17 protein-coding genes and 2 pseudogenes are annotated in these 20,003 nt (G+C 61.6%); 7 read left to right on the forward strand and 12 right to left on the reverse strand.

The window, feature by feature from the left end:
- Positions 1-186: 186 nt before the first annotated feature.
- The 4 genes from FN835_RS18090 to FN835_RS18105 all read left to right on the forward strand — a co-directional run bounded on the left by FN835_RS18090 (position 187) and on the right by FN835_RS18105 (position 5,292).
- A complete protein-coding gene (locus FN835_RS18090; RefSeq protein ID WP_142664644.1) occupies positions 187-1,284 on the forward strand; it encodes an ATP synthase subunit B family protein in 1,098 nt (365 codons plus the stop codon).
- 150 nt (positions 1,285-1,434) lie between these two features.
- Positions 1,435-1,809 carry a thermonuclease family protein gene (locus FN835_RS18095; RefSeq protein WP_185958744.1) on the forward strand — a complete coding sequence of 125 codons (375 nt, stop codon included), beginning with the start codon at positions 1,435-1,437 and terminating at the stop codon, positions 1,807-1,809.
- A gap of 64 nt (positions 1,810-1,873) precedes the next feature.
- The gene (locus tag FN835_RS18100; RefSeq protein WP_142664646.1) at positions 1,874-2,113 is read left to right on the forward strand and encodes a CsbD family protein; all 240 of its coding nucleotides are present in this window, start codon (positions 1,874-1,876) and stop codon (positions 2,111-2,113) included.
- Positions 2,114-2,862: 749 nt separating this feature from the next.
- On the forward strand, positions 2,863-5,292 hold the full coding sequence (locus FN835_RS18105; RefSeq protein ID WP_246098798.1) for an error-prone DNA polymerase: 2,430 nt from the start codon (positions 2,863-2,865) through the stop codon (positions 5,290-5,292).
- 296 nt (positions 5,293-5,588) lie between these two features.
- On the opposite strand, the pseudogene FN835_RS18110 reads toward FN835_RS18105, so the two are convergent.
- Positions 5,589-5,786 (reverse strand): annotated as a pseudogene (locus FN835_RS18110) (transposase); the annotation flags it as partial.
- Here FN835_RS18110 and FN835_RS18115 point away from each other — a divergent pair.
- Positions 5,786-6,108: pseudogene (locus tag FN835_RS18115) on the forward strand (integrase core domain-containing protein); the annotation flags it as partial. The pseudogenes FN835_RS18110 and FN835_RS18115 overlap by 1 nt on opposite strands.
- Before the next feature lie 14 nt (positions 6,109-6,122).
- On the opposite strand, the gene FN835_RS18120 reads toward FN835_RS18115, so the two are convergent.
- The 9 genes from FN835_RS18120 to FN835_RS18160 form a co-directional block, all read right to left on the reverse strand.
- On the reverse strand, positions 6,123-6,824 hold the full coding sequence (locus tag FN835_RS18120; protein ID WP_142664647.1) for a FadR/GntR family transcriptional regulator: 702 nt from the start codon (positions 6,822-6,824) through the stop codon (positions 6,123-6,125).
- Positions 6,825-6,940: 116 nt separating this feature from the next.
- Positions 6,941-8,143 (reverse strand): pyridoxal phosphate-dependent aminotransferase, encoded by a 1,203-nt coding sequence (locus FN835_RS18125; protein WP_142664648.1) that lies wholly within the window; start codon positions 8,141-8,143, stop codon positions 6,941-6,943.
- Positions 8,144-8,198: 55 nt separating this feature from the next.
- Complete coding sequence (locus FN835_RS18130; RefSeq protein WP_142664649.1) at positions 8,199-9,836, reverse strand: hydantoinase B/oxoprolinase family protein; 1,638 nt, start codon at positions 9,834-9,836, stop codon at positions 8,199-8,201.
- A gap of 17 nt (positions 9,837-9,853) precedes the next feature.
- Positions 9,854-11,944 carry a hydantoinase/oxoprolinase family protein gene (locus FN835_RS18135; RefSeq protein WP_142664650.1) on the reverse strand — a complete coding sequence of 697 codons (2,091 nt, stop codon included), beginning with the start codon at positions 11,942-11,944 and terminating at the stop codon, positions 9,854-9,856.
- Positions 11,945-12,085: 141 nt separating this feature from the next.
- Positions 12,086-12,913 carry a transporter substrate-binding domain-containing protein gene (locus FN835_RS18140; RefSeq protein WP_142664651.1) on the reverse strand — a complete coding sequence of 276 codons (828 nt, stop codon included), beginning with the start codon at positions 12,911-12,913 and terminating at the stop codon, positions 12,086-12,088.
- A 55-nt stretch (positions 12,914-12,968) separates the two neighbouring features.
- Complete coding sequence (locus FN835_RS18145; RefSeq protein WP_142664652.1) at positions 12,969-13,619, reverse strand: amino acid ABC transporter permease; 651 nt, start codon at positions 13,617-13,619, stop codon at positions 12,969-12,971.
- 7 nt (positions 13,620-13,626) lie between these two features.
- A complete protein-coding gene (locus tag FN835_RS18150; RefSeq protein WP_142664653.1) occupies positions 13,627-14,295 on the reverse strand; it encodes an amino acid ABC transporter permease in 669 nt (222 codons plus the stop codon).
- A gap of 8 nt (positions 14,296-14,303) precedes the next feature.
- On the reverse strand, positions 14,304-15,044 hold the full coding sequence (locus FN835_RS18155; RefSeq protein ID WP_142664654.1) for an amino acid ABC transporter ATP-binding protein: 741 nt from the start codon (positions 15,042-15,044) through the stop codon (positions 14,304-14,306).
- A gap of 35 nt (positions 15,045-15,079) precedes the next feature.
- Complete coding sequence (locus tag FN835_RS18160; protein WP_342778602.1) at positions 15,080-15,598, reverse strand: RidA family protein; 519 nt, start codon at positions 15,596-15,598, stop codon at positions 15,080-15,082.
- A gap of 300 nt (positions 15,599-15,898) precedes the next feature.
- Here FN835_RS18160 and FN835_RS18165 point away from each other — a divergent pair, with 300 nt between their 5' ends.
- Positions 15,899-16,609, forward strand: a complete 711-nt coding sequence (locus FN835_RS18165) for a FadR/GntR family transcriptional regulator (protein WP_142664656.1) — start codon at positions 15,899-15,901, stop codon at positions 16,607-16,609.
- Positions 16,610-16,624: 15 nt separating this feature from the next.
- Here FN835_RS18165 and FN835_RS18170 read toward each other — a convergent pair whose 3' ends face one another.
- Both FN835_RS18170 and kdgD read right to left on the reverse strand, forming a co-directional pair.
- Positions 16,625-18,139 carry an aldehyde dehydrogenase (NADP(+)) gene (locus FN835_RS18170; RefSeq protein ID WP_142664657.1) on the reverse strand — a complete coding sequence of 505 codons (1,515 nt, stop codon included), beginning with the start codon at positions 18,137-18,139 and terminating at the stop codon, positions 16,625-16,627.
- 74 nt (positions 18,140-18,213) lie between these two features.
- Positions 18,214-19,119 carry a 5-dehydro-4-deoxyglucarate dehydratase gene (kdgD, locus tag FN835_RS18175; RefSeq protein WP_142664658.1) on the reverse strand — a complete coding sequence of 302 codons (906 nt, stop codon included), beginning with the start codon at positions 19,117-19,119 and terminating at the stop codon, positions 18,214-18,216.
- A 167-nt stretch (positions 19,120-19,286) separates the two neighbouring features.
- On the opposite strand from kdgD, the gene FN835_RS18180 reads away from it, so the two are divergent.
- Entirely contained in the window at positions 19,287-19,997 is a 711-nt protein-coding gene (locus tag FN835_RS18180; RefSeq protein WP_221930473.1) for a FadR/GntR family transcriptional regulator, read from the forward strand.
- Positions 19,998-20,003 lie beyond the last annotated feature (6 nt).

Here is a 20,003-nt window from a genome sequence, read left to right on the forward strand (position 1 = left end):
TCCAGGTTGGGATACTTAGCTGCATCGCCGCCGATGAATTTGAGGCAGGCTGGCAACTCGATGGCGCCGCACGACGTTCCAATCTAACAAAAATTTTAGCGAGAAGCGTCTCATGGGTTCTATCATCTATCTTGTTGGCCTTGTGGTCGTCGTCCTGTTCATCCTTTCAATGCTGGGGATTTCGTGATGGCGACACCAGGTATTCGGGACGCGACGGATCGCGGTTACGTTGATTGGGCGGCGATTTTCGCTGGTGCAGTCGTGGCCACCGGAGTAGCAGTCGTCTTCACAACATTCGCGGCCGCTCTAGGCCTTGGCTCGGTTTCGGTGGGCGAGGGCGGGGGGATCAGCTTCTGGTGGCTGATCATCACGGCGCTTTTCGTCGTGATCTCAATGGTGGTCGCCAATGCGCTTGGCGGCTATGTCGCGGGGCGGATGCGCCGTCCGGTCGGCAGCGCCACTAAGGATGAGGTGACCGTGCGCGACGGCTTCAACGGGCTGGCCGTCTGGGGCGTGGGCATGATCGTGAGCGCAGTCATTGCGGCCAGCGTGGTTTCGGGCGGGTTGAAGACCGCGGGCAATGTCGCGCAGACCGCCGCCGAAGTGACGGGATCGGCCGTGGGTGGCATCGCGCAGGGCGCAGGCCAGCTTTCGGGCGGCGTCGTGTCGGGAGCGGGTCAAGCGGTCGGCGGGTTGGCGCAGGGCGCGGGCCAAGCCGCAGGCCCGGCGCTGGACGACATGCTACCGCAGGGGATGCAAAGCAATCCGCTCGATTACATCACGGATCGGCTGCTGCGTGCCGATGGGCAGAACCCCGCCTCAACCCTTCAGCAGGATGCCGAAGCGAATATGAGCGACACGCAACGCCAGATCGCTGGGATCTTTGCCAATGTCATCCGTACTGGCGAGATTTCGGACGGCGACCGTGCCTTCCTACGCGATCAAGTCGCCGCACGCACCGGCGAGAACCCGCAAGAGGTCGATGCCCGCGTCAATGAAGCCGTCGAGCAGACCAACCAGATCCGCGCCGAAGCGCAGCAAAAGGTCGACGAGGCCAAGGCCGAGCTGGAGCGGCTGCGCACCGAAGCCCAGCAGCGCCTTGACGAGGCCAAGCAGCAAGCTGTCGACGCCGCCGAGCAGGCGCGCGTAACCGGCATCCTGTCGGCCTTCCTGCTGGCGGCCTCTGCGCTGATCGCGGCGGCCGCGGCATATATCGGTGCGGTCCGTGGCGGCCGTGACCGCGACGAGGGTCGCGTCTGGGGTGGCCTGTCCTATCGCGGTTAGTCATAGGCCAAGTTTCAACCTGTCCAAAACACAAAATGCCCCCGCCCGGGAATGACCGAGGCGGGGGCGTTCATTTCCGACCTTCGACATCCTAAACCTGTCGAGATAATTGGAACGACAAGCGAACAATTGATTGATAAGGGGGGAGGCATGATCACATGCCTTGCCGCCATCTGTCTTTCAGGAGCCGTCGCGATCGACGGGGATACATTGCGCCTGGACAGCCCGGGAAAGAACCTGCGGCTGCGGCTGTGGGGCATCCAAGCACCGGAGATCAAGGAGGCAGGTGGGGCCGAGGCCCGCCACGCGCTGGCGGCGCTGGTCAGCGATCGGCCGGTGGCCTGCGACCTGATGGACGTCGATCGCTATGGGCGGCCGGTTGTGCGCTGCCATACCGATACGGTGACCGACCTTTCCTGCGAAATGGTACGGCAAGGGCATGCCACAGACTGGCGACGATATAGCGGCGGTGCCTATCAGCACTGCAACCGAATAGTTCCCGCAGCGGCGGAAGAATTAGATTAAATCAGCTGCAGAAACTCCCGCTGAGGATCTGCCTTTTACGTCGCATTCAACGCTGGAGGGCGATATGAACCGCGATATCATCAAAGGCAAATGGGACCAGATGAAGGGTTCCGTGAAGCAAAAGTGGGGCGACCTGACCGATGACGACATGACCCAGATCGAGGGTGATGCCGACAAGCTTTCGGGCAAACTCCAAGAGCGCTATGGCTGGGCAAAGGAAGATGCCGATCGTCATGTGACCGACTTCTTCCGTGACGACGACGAACGCGGCGATGATACCCTGCGGGGCGATGATCGCCTCTGATAGGTAGGGGGAAGGCATTATCCCTATCTGGGTCCCGGTTCGGTGACGGACCGGGGCCTTTTATTGCTTTCGCCTTAGAGCAATAAGCCATCAAAGCCTCATTCATAACGGGAAGGTGCGGAATCTCATGGTGGTGCGATGAAGAAAGGTCACTCGATCAAGGTCGCCCTGACTGATGCCAGGACAGGCCGGACAGAGATTTACACAAATCCGCCTTGGTCGCTTCTTGCCCTGAACCTGACAATCGATGGGTGCTCGGTCACTCTGGTGCATTCGGATGGCGGCCGGCAGACAGTCCATGTGAACTCGTCGTTCGAAGCCATGACGGCGCGCTTTTCAAATTAGTGATTTCTGAAGCAAACCGCGTTCGACATTGCGGTGCGCCCGCCATTCTACCATTATGCTTGGACACCGTGCATGTACTCCCCGGCGCAAGTGCCCAGGGTCGTCGGGGAGACATGGTTCTGAGCTTCGCCGATGAAACGTTCGGTATCGAGGGTTGATCGGCATGTCCAAATCGACAGCTACAATTTCGCCAAAAAGGATAGTATCCCTTCGCGTGTGCCCAGCTTGTTCGGGCTTTTTTTCATGAGTAAGCTGTTTCGCGTTGTTAGCGATTGTCAGGTTAAAGGCCCCAGCAAGCGGTCACCTTCGGGGCCGCTTGATAGCTTCCGAACCCCCTTTTCTTGATCCAGTTCTGTGCACCAGATCGGTGGCCATCCCTCGTTTTTGGCCCATAGCTGGAGCATTTGGGCGCGCATGATGCGGCTTTGGTGCTCTGGTTAGACGCGGATCCTCAAACTTTTTGCGTTGAGGAGCGCTGCGCTTCGTTCAGATTCTGCAGATATGCGCCCTATTTCCTGACCGTCCACAGCATCGTGCGCTTCGCCCGCTCGCAGGGCATTCTCTGCCAGGGCCGGGGATCGGCGGCGAACTCAGCGGTCTGCTTCGTGCTGGGCATCACCTCGATCGATCCCGGTCGCAACGATCTCCTGTTCGAGCGCTTCGTCAGCGAGGAACGCCATGAGCCGCCCGATATCGACGTCGATTTCGAACACGAACGCCGCGAGGAGGTGATCCAGTGGATTTACCGCACCTATGGCCGCGACCGGGCCGCACTGACCGCCACGGTGATCCGCTACCGCGCCAAGGGGGCGCTGCGCGATGTCGGCAAGGCTATGGGTCTGCCCGAGGATCTGATTACCGCGCTCTCGGCGCTGATCTGGGCCTGGTCCGAGGATGGCGTCACCGATGCGCAGCTGCGCGAGCTGAACCTCAATCCCGCCGATCGCCGGCTGCGGCTGGTGCTGGATCTGGCCGCACAGCTGATGGGCGCGCCGCGGCATCTGTCGCAGCATCCGGGCGGTTTTGTCCTGACCCAGGACCGGCTGGACGATCTGGTGCCGATCGAACCTGCCGCCATGGCCGACCGCCAGATCATCGAATGGGACAAAAACGACATCGACGCGCTGAAGTTCATGAAGGTCGATATCCTCGCCCTTGGCATGCTCACCTGCATGGCTAAGGGGCTGGCGCTGATCGCCGAGCACAAGGATGCAAGCTATGATCTCGCCACCATCCCAGCCGAGGATCCGCGCACCTATGCGATGATCCGCCGCGCCGACACGCTCGGCACTTTCCAGATCGAGAGCCGGGCCCAGATGGCGATGCTGCCGCGGCTGAAGCCGCGCACCTATTACGATCTGGTGGTGCAGGTCGCCATCGTGCGGCCGGGCCCGATCCAGGGCGATATGGTGCATCCCTATCTGCGCCGCCGGGCCGGGCTGGAGGTGGTGGATTACCCCAAGCCCGAGCTGGAGGCGGTGCTGGGCAAGACGCTCGGCGTGCCGCTGTTCCAGGAGCAGGCGATGCGGGTGGCGATCGAATGCGCCGGCTTCACTCCGGGCGAGGCCGACATGCTGCGCAAATCGATGGCGACCTTCAAGTTCACCGGCGGCGTCAGCGCCTTCCGCGACAAGCTGATCGAGGGCATGGTCGCGCGCGGCTACGAACATGAGTTCGCCGAGCGCACGTTCAAGCAGCTCGAGGGCTTTGGTAGTTACGGCTTTCCGGAAAGCCATGCCGCCAGCTTCGCGCTGATCGCCTATGCATCATCCTGGCTCAAATGCTGGCATCCCGACGCCTTCTGCCCCGCACTGCTGAACAGCCAGCCCATGGGGTTCTATGCCCCGGCGCAGATCGTGCACGATGCGCTGGACCATGGCGTCGAGGTGCGCCCGGTCTGCGTCAACGCCTCCCGCTGGGACTGCACGCTGGAACCGACCGGGGACGAGACCCGCTTCGCGGTCCGGCTGGGTCTGCGCATGGTGAAGGGCCTCGCCAATGCCCATGCCGCCGCCATTGTCACCGCGCGGGCCGACACGCCCTTCGCCTCGGTCGAGGATCTCTGGCAGCGCGCCGAGGTGCCGGTGGCCAGCCTGACCCGCATCGCCGAGGCCGATGGGTTCCACCCGGCCTTCGGCCTTGCCCGGCGCGAGGCGACCTGGGCGATCAAGGGCCTGCCAGAGACCGAGCTGCCGCTCTTCGCCGCCGCGGCCCGCCGGGACGGTCGGGGGCACGAGACCATCGAGCCCGCCATCGCCCTGCGCCGCATGGCCGCGGGCCGCGAGGTGGTCGAGGATTACAGCCATGTCGGCCTGTCGCTGCGCCGCCACCCGGTGGCCTTCCTGCGTGAGGATTTCTCCAGACGCCGCATCGTCAGCTGCGCCGAGGCGATGTCCTTGCGCGACCGCCGCTGGTACGAGGTCGCGGGCCTGGTGCTGGTGCGCCAACGCCCAGGCTCGGCCAAGGGGGTGATGTTCATCACGCTCGAGGACGAGACCGGCATCGCCAATCTGGTGGTCTGGCCCAAGGTGTTCGAAGCCCATCGCCGGATCATCCTCGGTGCCGGGATGATCGCCGTGCGAGGCCGCGTGCAGCGCGAAGGCGAGGTCGTGCATCACGTCGCCCACACCATCACCGATCTATCCGCCGCCCTGAGCAGCGTCGGCGAACGCAACGCGGCCTTCCCGCTGCCCCATGGCCGCGGCGATGAATTCCATCATGGATCGCCCACGCCGGACCCGCGCGACACGCCAAAGGGCCTCAGAACCCGCGACATGTATGTCCGAGATCTGCATCTCGACACCATCAAGGTGAAGACGCGGGATTTTCGGTGAGGGCGGGGCGACTATCGCGATCAGGTGAAATCCGAAGACGGCGACCTGAAGCGAGGTAGTTGCGCAGACCACGCGTGATACTGGCCGCAGGTTGCCCGCATGTCTGAATCAACACACCGCGAACCAGCAACCGACACCCCGATTTCGGGCGACCGCTGCAGAACGGACCCGGCGGGTCGGCCTCTCGTCCAACGCGTTCGAGCACCATGTCTTCAGCCGCGAAAGCCCGATTGTGTTGAAAAACTCGCTTCAGATCCTGCAATGACATCGCGCTGAGCTCGGCCTGCGCGCTCCCTTCAAGCCGTTTGCGGGCCATCGGGGAGCAGCTTGGCGAGTTTGCGGAGGTTCTGGGCGGTTGCGGCGAGGAGGAATTCGTCTTTGGCGCCGTTCGGGCCGCGCAGACGCAAGCGGCCGAGGCGCAGGATGCGCTTGAGGTGGGCGAAGAGCATCTCGACTTTCTTCCGCCGTCGCGTGCTCTCGAGGTAGGCATCGGTTCCGGCAAAGGCGCTTCGACATGTTCTGCGAGACGAACGGGATCGAGCATCGGCGGACAACGCCAAATCATACCTGGACTAATGGGCAAGTTGAACGGATGAACAGAACGATCAAGGATGCGACCGACGAGCGTTTCCGCTATGACAGCCACGATCAGCTGCGCACGCATCTCGGCAATTTTAGGGCCGCCTACAAGTTCGCATTCAGGCCCAAGACCCTAGGCGGCCTCGCGCCTTACAAATACATCTGCAAGATCTGGACATCAGAGCCTGACAGATTCATCCTAAACCCGATCCGCAAATGCCGGGACTGAGCACCTAGGTTTAGCCTGCAAACTATTTTTCAACAGAAGTCAGCACCCTGCGATAGCGGTGCAGGCTGTTTTGCAAATGGGCGCGCATCGCCTTTCCGGCCTGTTCCGAGTCTGACGCGCCGATGGCGGATACGATCCGGGCGTGTTCCTGATGGATTTCGGCCAGACGCGCGGGGTCTTGTGCCATTGCGTCCTCCACCGGGTTCAGCGCCATCTGAGGCACCATCATGCTGCCTGAAGCATAAATAAAATCGCTGAACTGGCGGTTGTTCGTTGCCTGTGCGATGGCCTTGTGCAGCGCCAGATCCGCGCCGAAGGTGGGTTGTCCGGCCTTGAGCAGATCGCCGAAAACGCGGTGGCGATAGAAGATCTCTTCTTCCTGCGCGGGGGAACGGCGGATCGCGGCCAGGGCCGCGGCCTCGGTTTCGACCGCAAGCCGGAATTCTGACAGCTCAAGCACGACTGCCAGGTCCGCCTGACTATCGACGACCGCGACTTCGGGTTCGTTGCTGACGAACACGCCCGCGCCCTGATGAGATACGATCAGGCCTTCATTGCGCAGCAGGTCGACCGCCTTCCGCACGACGTGCCGTTTGACGCCGAAGGTGTTGATCAGCTGCGCTTCCGAGGGCAGCTTTTGCCCCGGCGCATATCGCCCGCTTGCAATATCCTCGCGCAGCGTTTTCAGGACGGTCTGCGCCTTGGCAGGAATGGCAATCCGCACGGAATGTCGCCTGTTGGTCGTTGAAATTACTTTCCGGTTATGAACGGTCCGAGGCTGCTGCTCAATACGCTGGTGGGTCTGAAACGGGTTTCGGTGGCGCGGACGCCACCGATCCTTCAGGTCAGACTGGCGATCATCTGTTCCAGACGGTCACAGGCCGATGCCAGTTCGGCGTCCGATGCCGCGATGGATAGCCGGATATGGCCCGGCGCGGCAAAGGCGCTGCCCGGCACGCTGGACAGGCCAAACCCTTGCAGCAAATGCGCGGCGACGGCGGTGTCATCGGCCAGAACCTCACCCGCTGCCGTGTGTTTGCCGATCAGGCCACCAATCTGGATAAAGGCGTAGAACGCGCCCTGCGGCGCGACGAAGCCGATCAGGGGCATGGCGGACAGGCGATCCGAGACCAGCTTTGCCCGTGCGGCGAAACGCGCCGCGCCTTCCGCCACGCATGTCTGATCGCCGGTCAATGCGGCCTCTGCCGCTGCCTGCACGATCGAACAGACCGAGGTGACGCTTTGCGACTGCATCTTGTTGATCGCGGCAATCAGAGGGCGCGGCCCTGCTGCATATCCCAACCGCCAGCCGGTCATCGCATAGGCTTTCGACACGCCATTCAAGATCACCGTGCGATCGCGCAACTCCGGGCAGGCGCTGCCAAAGGACGCGAAGGGCGTGTCGCCCAGTAGGACGTGTTCGTAAATCTCATCCGACAGGATTAGCACGCGCGGATGATCCGCCAGCACCGCTGCCAGTTCGCGCAGCTCATCGGCGGAGTAGATCGCGCCGGTAGGATTTGATGGCGAGTTCAGCAGCAGCCAGCGCGTTTGCGGGGTGAGGGCCTCGGCAAGACGCGCCGCCGACAGCTTGAAATCCTGTTCTGCGGAACACGGCAGGTATAGCGGCACACCGCCATGTAGCGACACGATGTCGCCATAGGAAACCCAGCAGGGACTGGGGATGATCACCTGATCGCCCGGTTCCAACGTGGCCAAAAAGGCGTCGAACAGGATCTGTTTTGCGCCATTTGCGACGGTGATTTCTTCAAGTGCGTAGGTCAGGCCGTTGTCGCGTTGAAACTTGTCGACAATAGCGCGGCGCAGGGATTCCGAACCGGCTGCCGCGCCATACAGAATGCCGCCTGCGCGAATGGCGGCAATCGCGGCTTCGGACACATGGGCGGGCGGTTCGAAATCCGGCTCGCCCAGCGACAGATCAACGATATCGCGGCCTTCGGCCCGCAACGCCCGCGCCGCCATGGCGATCTTCATCGAGGGAGAGGGTTGTATGGAACTGGCGCGCTGATTTTCGAAGCTCATCTTGGATATCCGATGCATATCAGGGAAAACGGGGCGGGATCACCGCCCCGCAGTTTCAGTTTTTTGCCACATATTCAAAGGCGATGTCGCGGGCCTGCGCTTCCGGGTCACGCTCGTCCACGGGGCCATAGCCGCCGCCGCCCGGCAGTTCCAGAACCAGCCTGCGCCCCGACGGAACGTGCTGGCGGCCCTTGGTTGCAAGCATCGTGCCGTCATCCAGCCGCACGACGCCAGGGGCGCCGTTTTCGCCGCCTTCACGGCCACGCGGCGGATGCGCCACACGGTCGAACATGGCGTTGAAGTAGATTTCATGCCCATCCGTCGGCGCAATCTCGACCACTTGGCCCAGACCGCCGCGGAATTTGCCCGCGCCGCCCGATCCGTCACGCAATTCCTTGCGCCAGAAGATCACCGGGCCGACATGTTCGGTCGCTTCGATCGACATGGAGTGGACGCCACTGGGGAAGGCCGTTGCGCTAAGACCGTCCAGCGTTGGTCGCGCGCCGGCACCGCCGCTGTTGAACAACAGAACCTCGGCCCTCTGACCGCCATCGGCGGGGGCAAGATTGCCGCGTAGCGGTCTGACCGAAACATGCAGATTCCACAGCGCGCCGGATCCTTCCGCCGGAACATGGCCGGGAAGCATCTTATGAACTGCGCCCAGAACCGCGTCGGGAACCAGATGGCCCAGAACGTGCCGGACCGAGACCGGGGCAGGGCGCTTGACGTTCAGGATGCAATCCTCGGGCGCCTTCACCTTGAACGGCAGGATCGAATAGTGGTTGTTCGGGATTTCCGGCGCGACCGAACATTTCAGCGCATAGCAGGCATAGGCCGTGGAATAGATCAGCGGGCAGTTGATCCCTTTCGGACTGGGCGCCGAGGTGCCTGCGAAATCGCAAGTGATGTGATCGTCCTGCACATCCAGCGTCACCGCGATGTCGATAGGCTCGCCATAGCCGTCCACGCGCATGATATTGTCATACTGCCCCTTGGGCAGCGCGGCGATGGCATCGACCGTGGCATCATAGCTGCGCTTGAAAATGAAATCGGCCAAATCTTCCAGATCGCTCATCTGGAATTCGTCCATCATATCCATCAGGCGCCGGTGGCCGATCTCATTACAGGCGGCCAGCGAATAGACATCACCCACGACCTGATGCGCTTCGCGGACGTTGTTGCGCAGGATCTGCACCAAATCCATGTTCACCTCGCCCCGCTTGGCGAATTTCATGATCGGGACGAAGATCCCTTCTTCATAAACCTCATTCGCGTCAGGCCCGAAGCCGCGCCCACCGACATCGACCACATGCGCCGTGCAGGCAAAAAAGCCGATCAGATCGCCGTTGCGAAAGCTGGGCGAGACGACGGTGAAATCATGAAGGTGGCCGGTGCCCTTCCAAGGATCGTTGGTGATGAAGACATCACCTTCGTAGATATTGTCGCGGCCAAGGTCATTGATGAAATGGCCGACGGCTTCTGCCATCGCGTTGACATGGCCGGGTGTGCCGGTGACTGCCTGCGCGATCATCAGCCCGGCGCGGTTGAAGACGCCCGCCGACAGATCGCCGGATTCACGGACGCTGGTGGAAAAGGCGGTGCGGATCAGTGTGACCGCCTGTTCTTCGACCACCGAGATCAGGCGGTTCCACATGATCTGTTTGTGGACATCGGAAAGAAGTTCGTTTGTCATATCTTTCATTCCCCGGATCAGGCGTTAGCTTTGGTGGCGATCAGCAGGCAGCCATCGGCCTGCAGGATCGCATCGCGGCTGGCCGTGACGATGGTTGAGGTTTCGCGTTCGGTGATGACGGCAGGCCCCGCGACCCAATCGCCAGGTTTCATGCTGCTGCGTTCGACAATGGCCGCGTCGTTGAAGCGGCCCTGTGCCGCGTCGAACATGCGCCGTTGGCCTGACACCTGTGCGGCATTGGTTCTGGCGGTGCGGGCCACCGGTGTGGGCGGCGTCACCTGCGATGTTGCGCGCAACGACCAACTGACGATTTCCACGTCCAGCCCGTCGATAACGCGGCCGAAGAAGCGTTCGTAGCAGTCGTTGAACAATGCGCGGAACGATGCCTCATCCGCCTGCTGATAGCTGCGAACCTCGATCGGGACCGGCACTTCCCAGCCTTGGCCGACATAGCGCATATAGGCCGTGCATTCGAGGTCAAGTTCACCGTCGCTGGTGCCCCGCCGGGCAAAGCCGGTGGCTTCGTCGGACAGGTCGCGGATGACCGCGTTGATCGCGGTGGCGTCGAAATGGCTAAGGCGGCTATAGGCCGAACGCACACTTTCAAAGCCGAAAGGCGCGCGCAGGAAGCCTATGGCTGATCCGACACCCGCGCCTGGCGGGATAAGAAGCGCGTCGATGGACAGCTTTTCGCACAGGCGTGCAGCATGCAGCGGTGCGGCGCCGCCGAATGCGATCATGGTGAATTCGCCCAGTTCCTTGCCATTTTCGACGGCATGCATCCGCGCGGCGTTCGACATGTTCTCATCGACCATTTCGCCGATACCATAAGCAGCGGTCGCATTGTCGATCCCCAGCTTGTCAGCCAGTTCGCGCTGCATCGCACCGTTCGACGCATCGGTGTCCAACTGCATTGTGCCGCCTGCAAAGCCATCCGGGTCCAACCGACCCAGAACCAGATCGGCATCCGTGACGGTAGGCTTGTCACCGCCGCGACCATAGCAGGCCGGGCCGGGTTCCGATCCCGCGCTATGCGGCCCCACGCGGATCTGGCGCATATTATCCACCGATGCGATAGAGCCGCCGCCCGCGCCGATTTCTACCATCTCGATCACCGGGATCGAGATCGGCATGCCGCTGCCTTTCTTGAAGCGCCATGTCCGTGCCACCTCGAAGGTTTTCGAGGTTTTCGGAACCTGCCCTTCGATCAGACAAATCTTGGCGGTGGTGCCGCCCATGTCGTAGCTGACGGCGCTGTCGATCCCGTAAGCCGCCGCGACATTCGCGGCGAAGATCGCACCGCCTGCAGGGCCGGATTCCAGAAGCCGGACGGGAAATTCGATGGCGCTTTCGACGCTGATGATGCCGCCGCCGGAATGGATCATGAAGACCGGGCAATCAGTGCCCGCATCCTTCATCCGGCCCACCAGCCGGTTCAGATAGGAGGCCATCAGCGGCTTGACGAAGGCATTAGCACAGACCGTGTTGAAGCGCTGAAATTCTCGCATCTGCGGCGATACCTCGGCCGAGATGGACACCGACAGATCGGGCGCCTTCTTTAGAAGCGCGTCGCGGACGCGGCGTTCATGGGTGTCGTTCAGATAGGAATGGATCAGCCCGATGGCGACGCTTTCAAAGCCTGCGGCGATGATACGGTCGCACAGGGCGTCAACCTCGGCATCGTCAAGCGGCTTCAGGATGGCGCCGTCGGGGCCGATGCGTTCGTCCAGAACGAAACGGTCATCGCGGCTGACCAGCGGGGCGGGCAGCACGATGTTCAGGTCATATTGTTCGAACCGGCTTTCGGTCCGCATTTCGATAACGTCGCGGAAACCCTTGGTGGTGATCAGGGCGGTGCGCGCGCCGCGCCGTTCGATCAGCGCATTCGTGGCCAGCGTGGTGCCGTGGATGATCAGATCGATCGCAGACAGCGGCACGCCGGCGGTGGCGCAGACCTGCTCGACGCCTTTGACGATAGCGTTTTCGGGGAATGCGTAGTCGGTCAGCACCTTCGTCGAGTGCAGGTCGCCCCCGATCTCCATCGCGATATCGGTGAACGTGCCGCCAATATCGACGCCCACCCTGACTTGCTTGCCATCTGTCGTCATTGTTCTTTCAAACTCCGCTTGCGGAACAGGCGATCGCCTTGCACCGGCACATCTTCTCTGAGCCCTCCGGCCAAGCTGGCCGGAGGTGGTGTCGTCGGTTCGGGTTGTCAGTTCAGGCTCGGTCGGAAGACCGAAAGTCGGTTAGTTGCCCGCCTTGCCGGTGAAATCGACGCCGGGCAGTTCGGTCGGTAGATCGGCGCGGTCTTGGCCGATCCATTTCAGGTAAAGTTCGTCCAGTTCGGCGTCGTGGCGGGTGACGAAGTCGTTCAGGTAATCCAGCATTTCCTGATCGCCCTTGCGTACGGCCATCGCCTGGATGTTGTCGGCGACCTTGTATTTCGCCTCATACCCGTCGCCGCGCCCGGTATTCTGGATCACGATCCCATAGGTTTTCGATCCGACGATGGCATCGACCTGACCCGACAGCAGCGCCTGAACTGTGGTCGCATCATCTTCATAGCCGCGGATTTCGGTGCCCTGCGGAGCTGCGTCCGACAGGATCGGTTCAAACGCGCTGCCGCGGTTCACGCCGATCACATAGCCGCCAAGGTCTTCGTTCTTGGTGATCTCGGCATCGGTGCGCGCCCAGACGGTGATGTTGTTCGAGGAATAGGGCAGGACGAACTGGATCACCTGCGCGCGTTCAGCCGTAACGGTCATCGAGGGCACAAGGAAATCGACCTGTCCGGTCGTCAGCGACGGGATGCGGTTCTGGCCGGTGATGCGGAAGAATTCAGGCTCGACCCCCAGATCGGCGGCGATCAGTTTGGCGACGTCGATGTCGAAACCTTCGTTCTTGCCGGCTTCGTCGATGAAGCCCCACGGGAACTGGTCCATCTGCACGCCGATTACCGCCTTGCCTTTTTCGCGCAGCTCATCAGGCGTGATCGCCAGCGCGGCCGAGGCCATGAAAGTGGTCGCCATCAGGGCGCCGGCGACGATTTTCTTGAAGCCTGTCGTGATGCACATGGGAAAACCTCCTGTTGATGTGCCGTTTGGCTGTTATTCGGTCTGGGCGCGACAGTCAGCCGCGCGCATTCAGGCGCCGTTCCAGCCGCGAACTGACCAGCGTCAGCGGCAGACAGATGGCGAAGTAGACAAGCCCGACGGTCGCGTAGACCTTCAACGGCTCGAATGTGATGTTGGACATCAGCTGCCCCGCCCGGGTCAGTTCGGTCAGGCCCAGCAACGCGGCCAGCGCGGTGCCTTTGACCAGATTGACCATGAAGCCGACGGTTGCAGGCAAACTGATCCGAAAGGCTTGCGGCAAAACCACGTCCCGCATCCGCGAGATATAGCCAAGGCCAAGCGCACGCGCCGCCTCGGTCTGGCCTTCGGGCACCGCCTGGATCGACCCGCGCCAGATTTCGGCCAGAAACCCGCTGGCATGCAGCGACAGCCCGGTAATCAGCGCCAGCCACAGTTCGACGCGAATACCGATGATCGGCAGGCCGAAATAGACGATGAACAGTTGGATCAGCAGCGGTGTGCCCTGAAACAGTTGGATATAGCACAGCGCCAGAAATCGCGCCGGGCGGATTTTCGACGTGCGCGCCAGCGCCACCAGAAGGCCAAGCAGCCCGCCGAACAGGAACGCCGCCAGCGACATCAGCACGGTCCATTTCGCGCCGTCGAGGATGAACAGAAGCTCGGGGAAGCCGAATGTGCGGATCATCTTTGCCTCACTTCGTCGGGTAAGAGAAATAGACCCGACCGATCATGCTCAGCCCGACCGAGAATAGCTGCGACAAGACCAGATAGATCGCGCCCAGCACGAAATAGACCTCGAAGCTGCGGAAGGTCCGGTTGTCGATCATCTGCGCGGCGTAGGTCAGTTCTTGCGCGGAAATCGACGCGACTAGGCTGGTGTTCAGCATCATCAGCACGAACTGGCTGCACAGCGACGGATAGACCGCGCGAATGGCAGGACGGAAGACGATGAAGCGGTAGACATCCGGCGTGGACAGGCCAAGCGCCTTGCCAGCTTCGATCTGGCCGGGGCGGATGGATTCCACACCGCTGCGCACGATTTCGGCGATATAGGCCGAACAGTTCAGCGTCATCGTCAGGATCGCGGCTTCCATCGCATTCAGGCGCAGGCCCAGCTCGGGCATGCCGAAATAGATGAAGAAGACCTGCACCAGAAACGGGGTGTTCCGCACCAGTTCGATATAGCCGATGGCAAAGGCGCGCAGCGGCGCAAGCGGTGCCATCCGCAACGCTGTCAGTACGATGCCGAAAACCAGTCCCAAAGCCATCGAAATGGCCGAGATATACACCGTGGCCCAAGCCCCTTGGGCCAGAAGGCCCCAGGCCTGAAAGATCGGGGTGAAGTCGAAGGTATAGTTCATCGCGCCCCTCAGTGGTTCAGGATCTGGCTGAGGAAAGCGCGCGTCCGCTCGTGCTGCGGATTGCCGAAGAATTCAGTCGGCGGGGCGGTCTCGATGATCTCGCCGCGATCCATGAAGATGACTCGATGGGCGACGGCACGGGCGAAACCCATTTCATGGGTCACGCAGATCATGGTGATGCCCTGATCGGCCAAGCCAACCATCGTATCCAGCACCTCTTTGACCATTTCCGGGTCAAGCGCGCTGGTCGGTTCGTCGAACAGCATGATCTGCGGACCCATGCACAGCGCCCGTGCAATAGCGACACGCTGTTGCTGGCCGCCCGAAAGCTGCGCCGGATATTTGTGGCCATGTTCGGCGATATGGACCTGTTCCAGAAAATGCATCGCCTTGTCCTTGGCCTCGGCTTCGGAAATGCGATGGATGCGGCGCGGGGCCAGCATGCAGTTCTGCAGCACCGTCAGATGCGGGAACAGGTTGAACTGTTGAAAGACCATGCCGACATCGCGGCGGACGTGATCGACATTCGCGCCTTTCTTGCCCAGCACATTGCCGTTCACCTCGATCGTGCCGCCCTGAATTTCTTCCAGCGCGTTGATGCAGCGGATCAGCGTCGATTTGCCGGAGCCGGACGGGCCGCACAGCACAAGATGCTCGCCCTTGTTCACGGTCAGATTGATGTCCCGCAGGACATGCATGGTGCCAAACCACTTGTTGACATCATTCATATGGATGGTCGTCTGGGACATCTGTGGCCTTTGCATTTGAATTGCCTGCGGGGCGGTCATGCGCGGATCTCGAACAGGGCGTCGATTTCGACTGCGAAGTTGCGCGGCAGCGACCCGGCGCCCAAGGCGGTGCGGGCATGGCGGCCCGGTTCGCCCAGAACCTCGACGATCAGATCCGACGCACCGTCGATGACGGCAGGATGATCCACAAATCCGGGCGCCGCATTCACGAAGCCGCGGAGCTGCAGACAGCCGGTCACCCGGTCTAGATCGCCGTCCAGCGCCCGCGAGACCTGCGCCAGCATATTGATCGCAGCGACGCGCGCGGCCTTGCGGGCATCGGTCAGCGAAATGCTTTGCCCGACCACGCCTTGATAGGCGTCCTCGCCGTCGACACGCGGCACCTGACCCGAAACGTAAAGCGTCGTCCCGCTGATCCGACAGGGAACATATGTCCCGCTTGGTCCGGCAAGTTTGGGCAAAGTTATTCCCAACTTGTTCAGACGTGATGCGACTGTTTCCATCGGCTCCCACTCCCTGTTGCTGCTCATCTTCTTGCGGTCCGGTTCGCCCATACCGCAAGTGATGTCATATCTTATTGGATAAGTTGCACGGTAATATTACGTTCTGTCAAGCGACCTTTTGAATAAGTTTTGCATTCAAAATCGGCAAAAACAGCACTGAAATATCAAACTATGTGCAGTAATCCGCTGGGAATCGCCGGTTTGAGTGCGGTTGCACGTAACATATCCGATGTCGTCATATCTTCTTGGCGTGGCCGATGAGGCGATTCGAGTGATCGTATCTCTTTCCCAACAGGTCGAAATGCGCTAACACCTGTCGGAAGCCCTTTCAGTCATTATTGGTGTCAGCCCTTGGAATCCCTCAGCACGCAGACGATCCGAAAAATTCAGTCCCGGATTCAGGGGGATGGGCTGGCCATCGGCGACAAGCTGGGAACGCTATCATCGCTTAGCTCTGAATACGGGGTGTCGCGGACGGTGATCCGCGAAGCCGTCGCGGCGCTGACATCTGACGGGGTCCTTACCACCCGGCATGGGGTCGGCGTATTCGTCGCCCGCGATGCTGCCGAATCAGCCCGGCGCGACCACGGCTCGCTTCTGCAATCAATGAGCCAGTTCAGCGGCTCGTTCATGGACATGCTGGAACTGCGCATGGCGTTTGAAGTTCATGCGGCGGGCCTTGCCGCCGTCCGCCGATCCCTTGCGCAAGAGGCGGCGATCTGGGCCACGGTGCGCGATTTCGAACTGTCGGCGAAGAACGATGCGGTTCTTGACGACATCGACTTTCAGTTTCATCAAGCGATCATTCAGGCTACGAACAATGCGGCGTTTATTGAATTCTTCGCCTTGATGGGCGCCCGAATCCTGCCCGCGTCGACATTTTCGCGCGCGCTGCATCCGACGCTGATCACCGACACCTATATCGATCAGACCACGCGTGAACACCGTGTCATCTGCGAAAGGATCAGTGATGGCGATCAGGAAGGGTCGCGCGACGCAATGCGCGCGCATCTGACGCGCGCGCATGATCGGTATCGGGGCATCGTGTTCCAGAACATCTAGCCCACTGGCTAAGGGTTATTCGCCCCGCAGATCCTGCGGCAGCAGACTTTCGGGGATATTCTGGAAGCAAACCGGGCGCAGGAACCGCCGTATCGCCATTGTCCCGACCGAGGTTGCCCCGAAATTGGTCGATGCCGGATAGGGGCCACCATGGACCATCGCATCGCTGACCTCGACCCCCGTCGGAAAGCCATTGGCCAGAACTCGTCCTGCCTTGCGCTCCAACACCGGCAGCAACTGGCGTGCCAGATCGGCGTCGGCATCGTCCAGATGCAGCGTCACGGTCAACTGACCTTGAAGTCGCTTGGCGATCTCGACCATCTGTGCCTGATCCCGCGCGGTGACCAGAATGCCCAAGGGGCCGAACACCTCTTCCGCAAGTTCGGGATCGGCTAGGAAATCATCACCTGACACCGTGAACAGGAAAGGCGATGCCTCTCGCTGGCCGTTTCCAGACGACACGATTCCGGTGACGCCTTTGCCCTGCGCGATCCGGTTGCAACCTGTTCGATAGGCGGCGGCGATACCATCGGTCAGCATCACTTGCGGCGCGACGGCCTGCAATGCCTCGCTTGCCGCCGAAGCGATGGTGTCGGCGTGATCCTCGATGACGATGGCAATGCCTGGATTGGTGCAGAATTGCCCCGCGCCCATGGTCAGGCTTGCCGCCCAGCCACGGCCCAGATCGCCCCCGCGCGCAGCAGCGGCGGCGGGCAGGATGAACATCGGATTGACCGCACCCAATTCGCCGAAGAACGGGATCGGCTCGGGCCGCGCGGCGCACAGATCGAACAGCGCCCGACCACCGGCCAGTGAGCCGGTAAAGCCCACCGCCTTGATCAGCGGATGTTGCACCAACGCGGTGCCGACCTGACGCGAACCGCCATGGACATAGTTGAAGACGCCGGGATGCAGATCGCAACGCGCAATTGCCGCAGCGATAGCCTCGGCCACGATCTCACCAGTGCCGGGATGGGCGTCATGGCCTTTGACCACGACCGGGCAACCGGCGGCAAGCGCCGATGCAGTGTCCCCGCCCGCGACAGAAAAGGCCAAGGGAAAGTTTGATGCACCGAAGACCGCGACTGGCCCGATCGGGCGCTGGATCAGCCGCAGATCAGGGCGTGGCAGCGGCTGGCGATCCGGCAGGGCGGAGTCGTGACGGCGATCCAGATAGTCGCCCTTGCGAATGTGATCAGCGAACAGACGCAACTGCCCGGTGGTCCGGCCACGCTCACCTTCCAGACGCGCCGCGGGCAGACCTGTTTCCTGACTGCCGATTTCGGTCAGCGCCGGACCACGCGCCTCGATTTCATCGGCGATGGCGTCCAGAAACGCCGCGCGGTCTTCGCGGCTGGAATAGGCATATTGCCAGAACGCCTCTTCGGCGGCCTGAACCGCGCGATCCACCAATTCGACCGAACCGCAGGCGAAGCAATGTGCAGGCCCATGCGCGGGGTCAGAGGCGAAAGTGCCGGGACCGGCCAGCCATTCGCCAGCGATCAGGTTGCCTTTTGGGGTAAAGCTCATCCGTTCGTCCTTTCCTGAATGCAGGGCAGCCCCGCGCAAAGGCAGGGCTGCTGTTGTGGCGTGATCAGTGGCGATCAGCGACGATGATCGCCGATCAGCCTTTCCATCATCGCCTCTTCCTCTTTCGTCAGATCGGTCAACGGCGCGCGCACCTTGCCCGCGGCAAAGCCTTGCAGGCGCACGCCCGCCTTGACGGCCGAGACGGCGTAGCCTTTCTGACGGCTGCGGATATCCATGAACGGATAGAAGAAGTCCCGCAGCAGGCGGTCGCAGGTCGCACGATCGCCCGACCGCAATGCGGTGTAGAACTCATTCGCCAGTGCCGGAACGAAGTTGAAGACAGCAGACGAATATGTCGTGAAGCCCGCGCCCAGATAGGCTTCTGCGAACAGTTCTGCCGTGGGCATGCCGCCCAGATACATCAGCCGGTCACCGGCCCGCGCGGTGATCTGCCGGACCAGACCGATATCGCCGGTGCCGTCCTTGAAGCCGATCAGGTTCGGGCAGTCATCGCACAGCCGCATCAGCGTGTCGGCCTGCAGGACCGAGTTGTCGCGGTTGTAGACCATAACGCCGATGCCGACCGATTGGCAGACCGCCTTAATATGTGCGTATAGCCCGGCTTGGGGCGCGTCGATCAGATAATGCGGCAGCAAAAGAATGCCGTCAGCGCCGGCCTTTTCCGCAGATTTCGCAATTTCGATAGCGATTTCAGTTCCGTAGCCACAGCCGGATACGATTGCGGTTTTGCCGGCGGCTTCCTTGGCGGCGGCAACGATGGTCGGCACTTCGGATGGTTGCAGCGAAAAGAATTCGCCCGTGCCACCAGCCGCGAACAGCACCGGCGCGTCAAAGCCGGACAGCCATTCGACATGCGCCTTGTAGCTTTCGGGGGCGAATTTTCCGTCTTCATCGAAATGGGTGACAGGGAAGGACAGAAGGCCAGCGCCAAGGGCGGATTTGATTTCTTCAGGGGTCATCGGGGACTTCCTCAGGTTCTCAGGGGGACTGCCGTATGCGTAATTCAGCACATGACGAATTGCAATATACATACGATGAATTAAGCAGAATTAATCATACGACGCGTGCAATTGCTTTGCTTTGGTTGAAAAGCGCGTAAAAAGTAGCATCAGCAAAGGAGCGCAGCTTGTCCGACACAGCCAGGATCAGACCAAGTCGTGTGACGGAGATCGTTGCGGCTTTGCGGGCGCGAATCGATAGCGGTCAGGTGCAGCCCGGCGACAAGCTTCCGACCGAGCCGCAGCTTTCCGCCGAATTCGGCGTCAGCCGCACCGTCATCCGCGAGGCGGTGGCGGCTTTGCGATCCGATGGGCTTTTGCAATCGCGGCAAGGGTCAGGGGTCTTCGTTCTGGCGCCCACGCGGACCGAACACGGCATGCTGACCGAGGTGGATCGCAGCAAACTGTCATCGGTCCTGTCGCTGCTGGAACTGCGCATCGCGGTCGAGACAGAGGCGGCAGCACTGGCAGCGCAGCGTTGCAGCCCCGATCAGGAAGAAGCGATGTTGGCCGCCTTGGCACATCTGCGGGCCGAGGTGCAGGCGGGCAAGAACGCGGTCGAGGCCGACTTCGCCTTTCATAAATCCATCGCCGCCGCATCGGGAAATCCCCGGTTTGTCGATATGCTGACCATGTTCGGCGAAGCCCTGATCCCCCGCAGCCGCGTGGGGGACGCGACCCAGACGGACCCGGACTATCTGTCTGCGCTGGATGGTGAGCATGTCTCGGTGGTTCGGGCCATCCAGAACCACGACCCAGAGGCCGCTCGCCGCGCGATGCGCGACCACCTGACCCATAGCCAGCGCCGTTACCGCGCGATGCAGATGGGCAGCGCCTGATCCGGG

Origin of the sequence: Paracoccus laeviglucosivorans, from assembly GCF_900182695.1 — a bacterium.
Classification (GTDB): domain Bacteria; phylum Pseudomonadota; class Alphaproteobacteria; order Rhodobacterales; family Rhodobacteraceae; genus Paracoccus; species Paracoccus laeviglucosivorans.

Coding starts and splice junctions, on each gene's coding strand:
- FN835_RS18090 (WP_142664644.1), top strand. CDS start 187: ATGGCGACACCAGGTATTCGGGACGCGACGGATCGCGGTTACGTTGAT.
- FN835_RS18095 (WP_185958744.1), top strand. CDS start 1,435: ATGATCACATGCCTTGCCGCCATCTGTCTTTCAGGAGCCGTCGCGATC.
- FN835_RS18100 (WP_142664646.1), top strand. CDS start 1,874: ATGAACCGCGATATCATCAAAGGCAAATGGGACCAGATGAAGGGTTCC.
- FN835_RS18125 (WP_142664648.1), bottom strand. CDS start 8,143: ATGAGCTTCGAAAATCAGCGCGCCAGTTCCATACAACCCTCTCCCTCG.
- FN835_RS18130 (WP_142664649.1), bottom strand. CDS start 9,836: ATGACAAACGAACTTCTTTCCGATGTCCACAAACAGATCATGTGGAAC.
- FN835_RS18135 (WP_142664650.1), bottom strand. CDS start 11,944: ATGACGACAGATGGCAAGCAAGTCAGGGTGGGCGTCGATATTGGCGGC.
- FN835_RS18140 (WP_142664651.1), bottom strand. CDS start 12,913: ATGTGCATCACGACAGGCTTCAAGAAAATCGTCGCCGGCGCCCTGATG.
- FN835_RS18145 (WP_142664652.1), bottom strand. CDS start 13,619: ATGATCCGCACATTCGGCTTCCCCGAGCTTCTGTTCATCCTCGACGGC.
- FN835_RS18150 (WP_142664653.1), bottom strand. CDS start 14,295: ATGAACTATACCTTCGACTTCACCCCGATCTTTCAGGCCTGGGGCCTT.
- FN835_RS18155 (WP_142664654.1), bottom strand. CDS start 15,044: ATGTCCCAGACGACCATCCATATGAATGATGTCAACAAGTGGTTTGGC.
- FN835_RS18160 (WP_342778602.1), bottom strand. CDS start 15,598: ATGGGCGAACCGGACCGCAAGAAGATGAGCAGCAACAGGGAGTGGGAG.
- FN835_RS18170 (WP_142664657.1), bottom strand. CDS start 18,139: ATGAGCTTTACCCCAAAAGGCAACCTGATCGCTGGCGAATGGCTGGCC.
- kdgD (WP_142664658.1), bottom strand. CDS start 19,119: ATGACCCCTGAAGAAATCAAATCCGCCCTTGGCGCTGGCCTTCTGTCC.